At 62.5% G+C, this 12527-nt stretch carries 10 protein-coding genes, 2 tRNA genes and 1 pseudogene; 6 read left to right on the forward strand and 7 right to left on the reverse strand.

The genetic code is table 11. The annotated features are described in order from the left end of the window. Nucleotides 1–388: 388 nt before the first annotated feature. Together NE547_RS17300 and NE547_RS17305 are read right to left on the reverse strand one after the other, a co-directional pair. Nucleotides 389–465, reverse strand: a tRNA-Met gene (locus NE547_RS17300). Nucleotides 466–468: 3 nt separating this feature from the next. Then, nucleotides 469–555: transfer RNA gene (locus tag NE547_RS17305), tRNA-Leu, on the reverse strand. A gap of 212 nt (nucleotides 556–767) precedes the next feature. Between NE547_RS17305 and NE547_RS17310 the strand changes: the two genes are divergently transcribed. Then, nucleotides 768–1697, forward strand: coding sequence for a DDE-type integrase/transposase/recombinase (locus NE547_RS17310; protein ID WP_243204688.1), 930 nt, complete (start codon nucleotides 768–770; stop codon nucleotides 1695–1697). A 154-nt stretch (nucleotides 1698–1851) separates the two neighbouring features. On the opposite strand, the gene NE547_RS17315 is transcribed toward NE547_RS17310, so the two are convergent. Continuing rightward, complete coding sequence (locus NE547_RS17315; protein WP_256176557.1) at nucleotides 1852–3522, reverse strand: Na+/H+ antiporter NhaC family protein; 1671 nt, start codon at nucleotides 3520–3522, stop codon at nucleotides 1852–1854. A 139-nt stretch (nucleotides 3523–3661) separates the two neighbouring features. Beyond that, nucleotides 3662–4186 (reverse strand): transcription repressor NadR, encoded by a 525-nt coding sequence (locus tag NE547_RS17320; protein ID WP_186906951.1) that lies wholly within the window; start codon nucleotides 4184–4186, stop codon nucleotides 3662–3664. Between the two features lie 138 nt (nucleotides 4187–4324). Between NE547_RS17320 and NE547_RS17325 the strand changes: the two genes are divergently transcribed. The 3 genes from NE547_RS17325 to NE547_RS17335 are packed head-to-tail and all read left to right on the forward strand — an operon-like array spanning nucleotide 4325 to nucleotide 7171. Continuing rightward, a complete protein-coding gene (locus tag NE547_RS17325; RefSeq protein ID WP_243204689.1) occupies nucleotides 4325–5005 on the forward strand; it encodes a transcriptional regulator in 681 nt (226 codons plus the stop codon). Further along, nucleotides 5005–6411, forward strand: coding sequence for a Sapep family Mn(2+)-dependent dipeptidase (locus NE547_RS17330; RefSeq protein WP_256176558.1), 1407 nt, complete (start codon nucleotides 5005–5007; stop codon nucleotides 6409–6411). Before NE547_RS17325 ends, NE547_RS17330 begins: the two co-directional genes overlap by 1 nt. A 58-nt stretch (nucleotides 6412–6469) precedes the next feature. After that, complete coding sequence (locus NE547_RS17335; protein ID WP_186906953.1) at nucleotides 6470–7171, forward strand: hypothetical protein; 702 nt, start codon at nucleotides 6470–6472, stop codon at nucleotides 7169–7171. 117 nt (nucleotides 7172–7288) lie between these two features. On the opposite strand, the gene NE547_RS17340 is transcribed toward NE547_RS17335, so the two are convergent. After that, on the reverse strand, nucleotides 7289–8899 hold the full coding sequence (locus tag NE547_RS17340; RefSeq protein ID WP_256176559.1) for a CTP synthase: 1611 nt from the start codon (nucleotides 8897–8899) through the stop codon (nucleotides 7289–7291). A 234-nt stretch (nucleotides 8900–9133) separates the two neighbouring features. Here NE547_RS17340 and NE547_RS17345 point away from each other — a divergent pair, with 234 nt between their 5' ends. Together NE547_RS17345 and proC are read left to right on the forward strand one after the other, a co-directional pair. Further along, the gene (locus tag NE547_RS17345; RefSeq protein ID WP_186906955.1) at nucleotides 9134–9589 is read left to right on the forward strand and encodes a helix-turn-helix domain-containing protein; all 456 of its coding nucleotides are present in this window, start codon (nucleotides 9134–9136) and stop codon (nucleotides 9587–9589) included. 15 nt (nucleotides 9590–9604) lie between these two features. Continuing rightward, nucleotides 9605–10447 (forward strand): annotated as a pseudogene (proC, locus tag NE547_RS17350) (pyrroline-5-carboxylate reductase); the annotation flags it as partial. 381 nt (nucleotides 10448–10828) lie between these two features. Here the strand turns inward: proC and NE547_RS17355 are convergent. Further along, on the reverse strand, nucleotides 10829–11131 hold the full coding sequence (locus NE547_RS17355; RefSeq protein WP_256176560.1) for a hypothetical protein: 303 nt from the start codon (nucleotides 11129–11131) through the stop codon (nucleotides 10829–10831). 87 nt (nucleotides 11132–11218) lie between these two features. After that, nucleotides 11219–12526: an acetyl-CoA hydrolase/transferase family protein gene (locus tag NE547_RS17360; RefSeq protein WP_256176561.1), complete on the reverse strand. Its 1308-nt coding sequence runs from the start codon at nucleotides 12524–12526 to the stop codon at nucleotides 11219–11221. Between the last annotated feature and the right edge of the window lies 1 nt (nucleotide 12527).

Consider the following 12527-nt stretch of genomic DNA (forward strand, 5'->3'; position numbering starts at 1 on the left):
GCCGCTTTATGCAGGTCCGGCAGGGCAACCCGCCGGACCTCGTTTTTTATCCGGAATGTTCACCTAGTTTTCATTATTCATTCTGAAATGGTACACCAGAGGTAACGGTACGTTTCTCTTACGGCATCACAAGTATCGTGGTCGAATGCATTTCCACCGCTATTGACAAACAGACCAGTAAGTGCCTGGCGGACGTGATGCTCCGGCCAAGCCAAAGGAAGGGCGGCGGATAGTGGAGAAGGGCGGTAGCCCCAGCGTGGGCCGCCGTCCTTCTTTTCAAATCACGAGAGTGTTTCTGTGGCTTGCGCGCCAGATATGCGCCAAATCATGCTTTAAGCAGACAACAAAAGAAAATCCCTGGAACCGTTGCGGCTCCAGGGATATCTTCTGGTTGCGGGGGAAGGATTTGAACCTTCGACCTCCGGGTTATGAGCCCGACGAGCTACCAAACTGCTCTACCCCGCGATATGGTGCCGGAGACCGGGGTCGAACCGGCACGGGATCTCTCCCACGGGATTTTAAGTCCCGGGCGTCTGCCAATTCCGCCACTCCGGCATGGAGGGCCCTAGTCTCACTTGCTTTTTAGTGCTTGAATAGAATATCATATCTACCCCTCTTTGTCAAGAACTTTTTTGATGCTCCTGTTTGATACATGTAAGAGTACAATACATATTGGACAGATGAATAAAAAAGGATGAAGGAAATGGCCTCATCGGATAAAGTTGAGTTACCACACAACAACTTGATGAGAGGGGGTCATATCCTTCATGAGCAAGCGTATAACACAAGACATGGCGTATCGGCAATCCCTGATGAAATACGCGGAGAACTACGGGGTCAGCCGCGCCAGCCGGAAGTACAACAAGAGCCGGTCATACATCTACTTCTGGAAGACCCGCTGGGACGGGACGGTGCAGTCCCTGGCCTGCCCGTCCAGACGCCCGCACAGCCATCCCAATCAGCACACAGAGGCGGATCTGAAGCTGATCCGGGATATGCGCCGCAGAAACCCCAAGTTAGGTATGGTGGAACTGTGGCACCGCCTGCGGCAGCGGGGCTATACCCGCCGCCCGGAGAGCTTGTTCCGGGTCATGCGCAAGCTGGGACTGTTCCCGCAGGCCGAGAAGAAAAACGCATACAAACCCAAGCCTTACGAGCAGATGACCTATCCCGGCCAGCGGGTCCAGGTGGATGTGAAAGTAGTGCCCCGCAGGCGTATTGCAGACCAGGAGCTTCGCCTGTTCCAATATACGGCTATTGGCGAGTTCACCCGCCTGCGCTTCCCGGCTTCCTACCCCGAGCAAACGACTTACTCCTCCGCCGATTTCCTGAAAAAGTTGCGGAAGTGGTATGCCTGCCGAGGCATCCGGGTGGAGTGCGTCCAAACGGATAACGGTTTTGAGTTCACCAACCGCTTTCCCAACAGCAAGTGGGACCTTCCCACCCTGTTTGAAGCTGCCGCCGCTAAACCAGGCATCCGGCACAAACTCATCCGTCCTTATACACCCCGCCACAACGGTAAAGTGGAACGTAGACACCGGGAGGACCAGAAACGGTTCTATGCTTCTCACACTTTTTTTCCTTGGACGACTTTAAAAACCAGCTCGCCATCCACAACCGCCGCTCCAACAACTTCCCCATGGGGCCCCTTCACCGGCTTTCTCCCGCAGAGTCCACTGTCCAATATGTTTGACTAACCTACATTTTTTGATGCTCCTGTTTGATACAAACTCCATGCCAGTTCCCGGCCCCTGCGGCGGACAGGCAAAAACCGGGAGGTCTCAAATCAATGAGACCTCCCGGTAAGCAATTACCTATGGTGTTCTCTCAGAGACACCGCTTCGCGCCTGCTCAGCGGACAGAGTGTACCCGCATGGAGTGATTTACCTTGCCAATCACCAGCATGGTACCCACGGTGGTGGCGATAGCGATCACGAGGCATACGATCTGAGGCACATAGTCAATGATGAGACCGGTGATGACATAGTTGACGAAGGAGATACCGGCCACAGTCATAGCGTAGGGCAGCTGTGTATTCACGTGGTTGATGTGATAGCACTGTGCGCCGGAGGACGCCATAATGGTCGTATCAGAGATGGGCGAGCAGTGGTCGCCGCAGACCGCGCCGCCCAAGGTGGCGCCGATGCCGACCATCAGGATGGGCACATTGTTCAGCGCATCGACCGTCAGGTTGTCGAAGCCGCCGGGGGTGAAGATCTCCAGCACGATGGGCAGCAGGATGCCGAAGGTACCCCAGGAGGTGCCGGTGGCAAAGCCCAGGCCGCAGGCAATCAGGAAGACGATGGCAGGCAGCATATTGTGCAGACCAGGACCAATATTCTCCACAATGCCGGCCACGAACTCAGGAGCACCCAGGCCGTAGCGGGTCACGCCGCCGATGGTCCAGGCAAAGCACAGGATCAGAATGGCCGGGACCATCTGCTTAAAGCCCTCCGGCAGGCAGTCCATCAGTTCCGTGAACTTCATGGAACGCCGGACCATGAAGTAGATGAAGTTGACGATCAGCGCGATACCGGAGCCGAAGGGCAGGCCGAAGAACGCGTCAGTGTTGGCGAACATATCCAGCAGAGTAGTACCGCCGTTCAGATAGCCAGCGTAGATCAGGCCGCCCACGCAGCCGATGATCAGGATGATCACGGGAATGATCAGGTCGATCACCTTGCCGTTGGGGTTGAACTTCATCTCCTCCGCTCCGGCGAAGGGACGCTCAGGCGTGGTGTACAAATCGCCCTTGGCGGCGTTATCCTCGTGGGTCTTCATGGGACCGTAGTCCACATTCAGAGCGGTCATGATGATGATGAAGACCATGGTGAGAATCGCGTAGTAGTTATAGGGGATGGCCCGCAGGAAGATCTGGAAGCCCAGCTCCTCGTTGTTGATGACGCCGGTAACGGCGGCAGCCCAGGAGGAAACGGGCATCATGATACAAACGGGCGCGGCGGTGGCGTCGCACATATAGGACAGCTTGGCGCGGGAGATCTTGTGGCCGTCGGTCACGGGACGCATGACGTTGCCGGTGGTGAGGTTGTTGAAGTAGTCGTCCACGCCCAGCACGATGGCCAGGATAAACGTGGCCCACAGGGCGCCGGACTTGGTCTTGATGTGAGCGACGGCCCAGTCGCCGTAAGCCTTGGAGCCGCCGGCCCGGATCATCAGGGCCACCATGGTGCCCAGAATGACCAGGAAGATCAGGATACCGGCGTTGCCGCCGATATTGCCGCCCAGCTCCGTGATGAACAGATTGAACGCGTTGATGGGATTAAAGTCGGCCTGAAGCAGGAAGCCCACGATGATGCCGATGAACAGGGACGAATAGACTTCCTTGGTGATCAGAGCCAGAGCGATTGCCACCACAGGCGGCAGCAGGGACCAGATGGTGCCATAGAAGCGGCTGACCGCTTCTCCGTCCCCTTCTGCAAAGGCGACGGTCATAAGTACAGATGCGAGCGCGAACAGAACGATCAGTAGCTTGCCAAATTTTCTCATGCGAGCTGAGTTCATTCATAGCCCTCCCTTAAAAATTGCGAATCCTAAAAGCCTCCCCAACCCAAGGATTCACGTATATGATACACCATCATTCACAATTTAGCAATACTTTTTCGGCAAATTTGCTATACACCGCTTACTTTAACTTGTTAAATTACCGCATCTTGAGCAAAAACCCCTGATTTTCCAAGGCTTTGATTACCCTTTGGTAAGTATCGCCGTCCGGACAGCGGATGGTGTGCAGGTGGATCCCGCCGGTCAGCCCGGACAACGGCTTTGCCTCGTGTTCCGCCACCCGGCGCAGAAATTCCGCCACGTCGTACCGGGAGCGCAGGCGCAGCACGCCGGTAAGCTGTCCGTAGACCGGGTGCTCCACGATCACGTCCACCACCTCGCCCCCGGCGTCCACGATGGCGGTAAGCTCCGCCCCCATCTGCTCCGGCGTGTGGACGCAGGCCACGCTGCCTGTGACCCCCGCCTCGCCCCGCCCGGCCAGATACCCCCGCGGCGTGGCGGAGATATCCGCTCCGCCAGCCCGCAGCAGGGCCACGTCTCCCACAATGATCTGACGGCTGACGGAAAAGCGGCGCGCCAGCGCGGCGGCGCTGACGGGTCCGTCCGCCGCCCGCAGGATCTCGTGCACCGCCCGGCGGCGTTCTCCCGCGCTGAGTGAGGCCATAAACGTCCCTCCAAACTGTACGATTTTTGGCTGCTGGGGCCAGTATAACATGTTTGAAGCGCCCACGCAAATCGCCTTGCTTTTTGGGCCTTATTCGCGTAAAATAGAGGGTAACCTCAGTGGACGGAGGACCCTGTATTGAGAAAGGACGTGGAGCGGATGGATCGGGACGAGGCCTTTGAATTTCTGGACCGCACGGCCCGGGGCATTGCAGAGATGTTCGGCTCCACCTGCGAGACGCTGGTCCACGACATGGGAGATCCGCGCCATCCCATTCTGTCCATCTACAATGGACATGTCTCCGGCCGGACGGTCGGCTCCACACTGGATATTCTGGGGACCGCACGGGAGCTGGATCAGGACGCTCTGGTCACCGACTTTGTCAATCTGTATGCCACAACCCCGTCCGGACAGCAGATTAAGAGTAGCACCTTCCATTTGATCGGGGCGGATTACAATCTGGCCCTGGGCATCAATTTCGATTACTCCTCCCTGGTTTACGCCAACCGCATCCTGGTGGACCTGATGAGCGCCGAGGCCGACCTGCAAAGCGCCATGTGGCACGGCGGCGAAGGGCAGCTGGACCAGGTGTTTGAGGAGTGCCTGGCGGCGGTGGGCAAGCCGGTGAACGCCCTGAACAAACGGGACCGGATGAAGATCATCGCTCTTCTGGATCAGAAAAACGCGTTTTCCTTCCGCAAATCGGTGCCCTTTGCGGCCAAGCGGCTCCAGGTATCCCGGTACACGGTGTACAAATACCTGGGCGAGCTTTCCGGGAGCGCCGGGGGACGGAACGAATCAAAAAAGGAGGAACCCTGATGGACCGCGCGCAGATCGAAGCCTATTTTGACGACCCCAAGCGTCAGGAGCAATTGGTTCAGGCCATCTCCCGCCTGGTGCGCATCCGCAGCGTACGGGAGGACGCACAGCCGGGCATGCCCTTCGGCCCCGGCCCCGCCGCCGCGCTGGCGGAAGCGCTCGCACTCTGCGGGGAGCTGGGCCTTTCCGCCCAAAACCACGAAAATTATGTGGGCACCGCCGACCTGAACGAAAAAGAGACCCGCCTGCACATCCTGGGCCATCTGGACGTGGTGGGCGAGGGCACCGGCTGGACCGTGACGGAGCCTTATACGCCCAAGCTGGTCGACGGCATGCTCTACGGCCGGGGCGCCGACGACGACAAAGGCCCTGTGGTATGCGCCCTCATGGCCATGCAGGCCGTGCGGGAGCTGGGGGTCGAGCTGAACTACAACGTACGCATGATCCTGGGCACGGATGAGGAGAGCGGCTCCGGGGACATCGCCTATTATTATGCCCGGGAGCCCTACGCCCCCTATACCTTCTCCCCCGATGCGGAATTCCCCGTGATCAACATTGAGAAGGGCAGCTATAAGCCCGCCTTTACCAAGACCTGGGCTCCGGAAACCGCCACCCCCAGGGTCACGGCGCTGCAGGGGGGCTTTCGCATCAACGTGCTGCCGCCCGAGGCGGAATGTGTGGTCACCGGCCTCTCCGCCGCGGCCGCCCGTCCCTATTGCGACCGCTCCGCCGCCGAGACGGGAGCGGTCTATGAGCTGAGCGAAGCGGGGGATGACCTGCGCATCCTCTGCCACGGCAAAGGCGCCCACGCCTCCCTGCCGGAGGAGGGCAACAACGCCATCACCGCGCTGCTGCATCTGCTGTGCGCCCTGCCGCTGGCCAAGGTGAGCAGCACCGCCGCGCTCCATGCCCTGAACGCGCTCTTCCCCCACGGGGACTGCGCGGGCCGCGCTCTGGGCATCGCCCAGTCCGACGCCGTCTCCGGCGCGTTGACGCTGGCCTTCTCCCTGCTGGAGGTCAACAAGCACGGCCTCTCCGGCCGTTTTGACAGCCGCTTCCCCCTGTGCGCCACGGAAGAGAACTGCAAGTTGGCCGCGGAGGCCGCCTTTGCCAAATTCGGCTTCACCGTGGAGGGCGGCATGGACGCCCCGCACCATACCGACGCCGATTCTCCCTTCGTGCAGACGCTGCTGCGCTGTTATGAGGCGTATACCGGGCGCACGGGCGAGTGCCTGGCCATCGGCGGCGGCACCTACGTCCATGATATCCCCGGCGGCGTGGCCTTCGGCTGCGGCATGCCCGGCTTCAACGGCAACATGCACGGTGCCGACGAGCACACCTGCATTCAGGATCTGCTCACCGCCTGCAAGATCTTCACGCAGGTCATCATTGACGTGTGCGCCTGAGCCGCCGCTCCGGGGCGGCTCAGACACAGAAAAGAGCAAAGAAAGGGAACGTGACCCCATGAGGCACATCTGCACGCGCGCCTGTGCCGCGGCCCTGGCGGCCGCCCTGGCCCTGTCCCTGGCGGCCTGCGGCGGCAGCGGCGTCAACACCGAGGTCGCCACGCAATACGTCCAGGGCATCCTGGACCGCAATTATCTCGGCCAGTATGACGCGGACTTTCTGGAACTGATCGACTGTTCGGAAAAGGAGGCCGAGGAGGACTATTTGGACGGCCTGGAGGTCGAGGCCAATTACTTTGCCGGCGTGTTCGGGATCGACTTTATGGAAGGCGACGTCCTGGACGAGGCCGTGGATCTGTACCGGCAGGTGTATGCCCGGTCCAGGTTCACGGTGGACCCCGCCGCCAAGATCGACGACGCCACTTATGGCGTGAAGGTCACGGTGGAGCCCATTGACGTATTTCATCTGGTCGCCGACGAGCTCACCTCCGACACGCCCGCCTCCTCCCTGGTGCAGGCGTTTGACGCCGCCTATTCAGATGTGGACGTAAACGCCATGACGGACGAGGAATATCAGGCCTACGACGCCGCCTGGGCCCGGATGATCATCGGCCTGACGCTGGAAAAGCTGCCGGAATCCGGCTATCTGGAAGCCGAGAGCAAGGTGGTCCAAGTAGTCCGGGACGAAGAGGATCTGTGGAGCATCCCCCAGTCCGACTATGACGATCTGGACGGGCGGATCATCGACTATAATTTCTGAGAAGCACAAGGCTGCCTTTCCCGCTGTTTCAGCTTATCGAACAAGCGGCAAAGCCACTTTTGGACCGTCTGAACCAGCGTGACCCGGCCCCGAATGGGGGCCGGGTCACGCTGGTTTTCATAGGGACGCTTCCCTGTACCGCTTGGCTGCACGGATGAATTCCCGGAACAGGGGGTGAGCCTTATTGGGACGGGATTTGAACTCCGGGTGGAACTGCACGCCCACAAACCAGGGGTGCTCCGGCAGCTCCACCACCTCTACCAGATGCCCGTCGGGCGACAGGCCTGCCAGCGTCAAGCCTTTGCTGGTAAGCACCGTACGGTAGTCGTTGTTGAACTCATAGCGGTGCCGGTGCCGCTCGCTGATCTCCTGGGCGCCGTAGGCCGCCGGGGCCCTGACCGCCTCCGGCGTGAAGCGGCAGGGGTAGGCCCCCAGGCGCATCGTACCGCCCTTGGCGGTCACGTCCCGCTGGTCGGGCATCAGGTCGATGACCGGGTGGGGCGTGTCGGCCAGTTCACTGGAATGGGCCCCCGCCAGGCCCGCCACGTTGCGTGCAAACTCCACTACCGCCATCTGCATCCCCAGGCAGATGCCGAAATAGGGCACCTGATGCTCCCTGGCGTATCGTACGGCGGAGATCATACCCTCCACCCCCCGGTCGCCAAAGCCGCCGGGAACCAGCACCCCGTCACATCCGGCCAGCACCTGGGCGGCATTTTCGTCGGTGACGCCCCCGGAGTCCACCCAGCGGACGGACACTTTCACATCGTTTTCGATCCCTCCGTGGGTCAGTGCCTCGGCCACCGACAGATAGGCGTCGTGCAGGGCGGTATACTTGCCCACCAGGGCGATCTCCAGCTGCTGCGTGGCGTTTTTGGCCCGCTCCACCATGGTCCGCCAGCCCTCCAGATCGGGCGCGGGGCAGTTCAGCCCCAGCCGCCGGCACACCACGTCGGCCAGTCCCTCCTCCTCCAGCATGAGAGGCACCTCGTACAGGATGGGCGCGGTCAGGTTGGGGATCACGTTCTCGGGGGGGATATTACAGAAGAGGGAGATCTTCTGGATGATGTCCCGGGGCACCGGATACTCGGAGCGGGCCATGATCACATCGGGCTGGATCCCCAGGGCCAGCAGCTCCTTCGCCGAATGCTGAGTGGGCTTGCTCTTAAGCTCTCCGGAGCCGGGGATGGCCACGATGAGGGAGACGTGAACGTACATCACGTTCTGGCGCCCCACCTCGGCCGCCACCTGACGGATGGCCTCCAGAAACGGCTGGGATTCGATATCGCCCACCGTGCCGCCGATCTCGGTGAGCACCACGTCCACCCCCTCGTTGCGTCCCACCCGGTAGATGCGTTCCTTGATCTCATTGGTGATATGGGGGATGACCTGGATGGTGCCGCCCAGGTAGGCGCCCTCCCGCTCCCGGTTCAGTACCGACCAGTAGACCTTTCCGGAGGTCACGGAGGAATGCACCGTCAGATTCTCGTCGGTGAAGCGTTCATAGTGGCCCAGGTCCAGGTCGGTCTCCGCTCCGTCGTCGGTGACGAAAACCTCGCCGTGCTGGTAGGGGCTCATGGTGCCGGGGTCTACGTTGAGATAGGGGTCGAACTTCTGGAGGGCCACCTTCAGTCCCCTGGCCTTCAGCAGCCGCCCCAGGGACGCCGCCGTGATGCCCTTGCCCAGGCCGGAGACCACGCCCCCGGTGATAAAGATATACTTTGCCATTGTGTTTCCTCCCATGCAGCATGGGACGCCATTGCCCCGGGACGCCATTGTCCCCGCCTTCTTCTCACAAAAAATCTGTTTCATTTTACTGCGCCGGGCCGGGCCCGTCAAGGGCTATCTGCAAGAAAACGCCTTCTCTCCTGCAACTTTTTTCGCAAGGTTGAAACCCTGTTGTGATCAGGCTTTTTCTGTGCTATAATGTTAAATTACCAACCCGATCAGGAGGTCGTCATCATGGTCACATTGGCCCAGAGGATTGAAGCGCTGCGTACGGAACGGGGCTTGAGCCGCCCGGCCCTGGCGGCGGAGCTCGGGCTGCCGAAAGGCGCCGTTGAAAAGTTTGAGACCGGCCGCCAGACCCCGTCCCGGGAGCAGCAGGAGAAGCTCGCGGGCTACTTTGGGGTCTCGCTGTTCTATCTCCGGGGCGAGAGCAACGACCGCACCCGGCAGGAAACCTGGATGGATGCCGCCTGGGATCAGGACGAACCGGCACGGCCTGCGCCCGCCCCCCGTCCCGCGCCGCCGCAGGCCCAGCCGTCCCAGCCCGGCGGCGGGATGCTGGACGCCCTGCTGGCCAGCAAGCAGACCCAGCAGCTGCTGCGCTCCATCGTGCTGGATACGCTTCGTTCTCCCGAGGGCCAGGCCCTGCTTGCCAACCTGATCCGCAAAGAACTGGCCGGCGGACGGTAAGCGGCCGCGCAGAAAGAAGGACGTTTGATGGAATATAAGCTTGGATTTATCGGTACGGGCAATATGGGCGGCGCGCTGGCCGTGGCCGCCGGCAAGTCCATGGACCCCCGCCGGATCGTCGTTGCCAACCGCACGCCGGAAAAGGCCCGGGCGCTGGCCGCTCAGGTGGGCTGCGCTGCGGCGGAGCACAACGAGGATGTGGCATCGCACGCCGAGTACATCGTCCTTGGCGTCAAGCCCAACGTCATGCGGGACGTGGTGCGGGGCCTCTCCCCCACGCTGGCGGCCTGCGTCCGGGCAGGCAAGCCCCGGGTGCTGGTCTCCATCGCCGCCGGGATCCCCGTGGCGGCCATCAAGGCCTGCCTGGAGGTGGATGTGCCCGTAATCCGGGTCATGCCCAACACGCCCGTCCTGGTGGGACAGGGCATGCTCCTGCTCGCCAGCAGCGCCCAGGACCCCGGCGAGGTCAGCGAGGAACGCTTTGCCGAATTCCAGCGCATGTTCGCCGCCGCGGGCGACTTTGAGCGCATTCCCGAGAGCGCCATGGATATTACCGGCGGCGTCAGCGGCTGCACGCCCGCTTATGTCTACCTGTTTATCGAGGCTCTGGCCGACGGCGCGGTGCAGACCGGCGTGCCCCGCGCGCTGGCCATGCGCCTGGCCGCCAAGGCGGTGCTGGGCAGTGCGGCGATGGTGCTGGAGACCGGGAAACACCCCGGCGCGCTGAAGGATGCGGTCTGTTCCCCCGGCGGCTCCACCATTATGGGCGTAGCCGCCCTGGAGCAGCACGGCTTCCGCGGCGCCGTGGCCCGGGCGGTGGTCCAGTCCACTGAAAAAAACTGCGCGCTGGGCAAATAGCGTTGAACCGGAAAGGAGCCTTCTTTGGGTCTGCCGAAACAGGCCCAAGGACTTGTTTCGGCAGACGGGTGGACGATGGGCAGGGTTCGGCTTCCTGCGAAAAGGCCGCCCGATGCGTCCTGAAATGGACCGTCTTTGATTTTGTTCCGCCGTCTGTCCGCGCCCGGGGTGCAGGCGCGTCAAGGGGCGCGTGCAAGCGCGGGAAGGCCCTCCGGAGGGTTTTGGAGCGCAACCCCGCAGGGCGGCGCGGAGACGGCGGCGGCTGCGCCGCCTTACGGACGCGGCACACCCCCTGGGGGTGAACTCTGCGAAGCGGACGATGACGATACGGTCTCAGCACGCCGAAGGGGGCCCCAAATGGGGCCCCCTTCGGCGTGTATTCTATAAGGCCGCGAGGATTTCCGCCGCTTCTTCCAGGTCCTCTGCCCGGCGCAGGCGGACCACCCGGCGGCCGGCCAGGCCGCTGATATCGGCACAGCAGGCGCAGCAGCCGCCCACGACCAGCAGCGCGTCGTACTCCCTGCCGGCCTCGGCCCGCACAAAACGGACGTTGGGGCAGCGCTCCGCCAGCCGGCCGACCAGTGCCGTCCGGTCGTAGCGCGGATTACAGCCGCCGCAGTACCGCACGCCGGTCACGGCATGCTCAGCCAGGGAACCGGGCTGGGTTCGATCCCGGCGTGTCATCCGGCATTCCTCCTTTTTGTTGGGACGCCGGCTCCAGGAGGGAGCCGGCGGTGGGACGGCTGGCGGGCGCCTTTCCCGCAGCCGCTTCTACCAGTCGCAGTGGAACCTGCGGGTGAAATGGCGGATCAGGTCGGGACGGAAATCGGGGTGGGCGATTTGGATGAGGGCGCGGGCGCGGTCGCGGAGGGTCCTGCCCTTGAGGTGGGCGGCGCCGTACTCGGTGACGATATAGTCCACGTCGTCCCGGCTGGTGGTGACGGCGGCGCCCTCGTCCAGGAGGGGGACGATCTTGGAGGTTCTGCCCTTCACCGTGGAGGGGAAGGCCAGGATGGCGCGGCCGCCCCTGGACATGGCCGCGCCGCGGATGAAGTCCACCTGGCCGCCGGTGCCGGAGATCTGCTTGTAGCCCACCGTCTCGGAGGCCGCCTGGCCCATCAGGTCCACCTGGACGCAGGAGTTGATGGAGACCATGTTGTCGTTTTGGCAGATGACGCGGGGATCGTTGACGTAGTCCACCGGGGCCATCATCACGGCGGGGTTGCGGTGCGCGTAGTCGTAGAGCCTCCGGGTGCCCATGAGGAAGGCCGCCACGCTCTTGCCGGGCTGGAGGGTCTTGCGGCGGTTGTTGATGACGCCCCGCTCCACAAGCTCGACCACGCCGTCGGAGAACATCTCGGAGTGGATGCCCAGATCGTTTTTATCGCCCAGGAACCGGAGCACCGCGTCCGGGATGGCGCCGATGCCCAGCTGAAGGGTGTCGCCGTCCCGGATGAGGGCAGCGCAGTTGCGGCCGATGGCCTCCTCCACCGGGCCGATGCTGGGGGGAGAGAGCTCGATGACCGGCGTGCTGCGGGGCACGAAGCAGGTGATCTGTTCCACCGGGACGGTGGAATGCAGGCCCAGGGTAAAGGGCATCTGGTCGTTGACCTGGGCGATGACGGTCCTGGCCTGCTGTACGGCCTGGTACGTGTAGTCCACCGACACGCCCAGGGAACAGTTTCCGTTTTCGTCCGGCGGGGTCACCTGGATCAGGGCCACGTCCACCGGCAGCACGTCCGGGTCCCGGAAGAAGCCGGGCACCTCCCAGAAGAAACAGGGGGTGAAGTCCCCCCGGCCCTCAAAGACCGCGTCCCGGGTGGCGCCGCCCACGAAGAGGGCGTTGTGGCGGAAGGCGCCGGCATACTCCGGCCTGCAGTACTCCGCCTTGCCCATGGCCACCATGTGGACGATCTCCACATTTTCATAGGCCGCCGCGTTTTGCACCAGAGCGTCCAGCAGGCAGGAGGGCTCGCCGCAGGCGTGGCCCACCACCACCCGGTCGCCGGAGCGGATCAGCCCCACCGCCTCCTCCGGGGAGGCGGTATGGGATGCATAGTAAGCGTTCCAGTCGGCCATG

It is taken from the genome of Flavonifractor sp. DFI.6.63 (assembly GCF_024462255.1).
In the GTDB taxonomy this organism is placed as follows: Bacteria; Bacillota; Clostridia; order Oscillospirales; family Oscillospiraceae; genus Lawsonibacter_A; species Lawsonibacter_A hominis.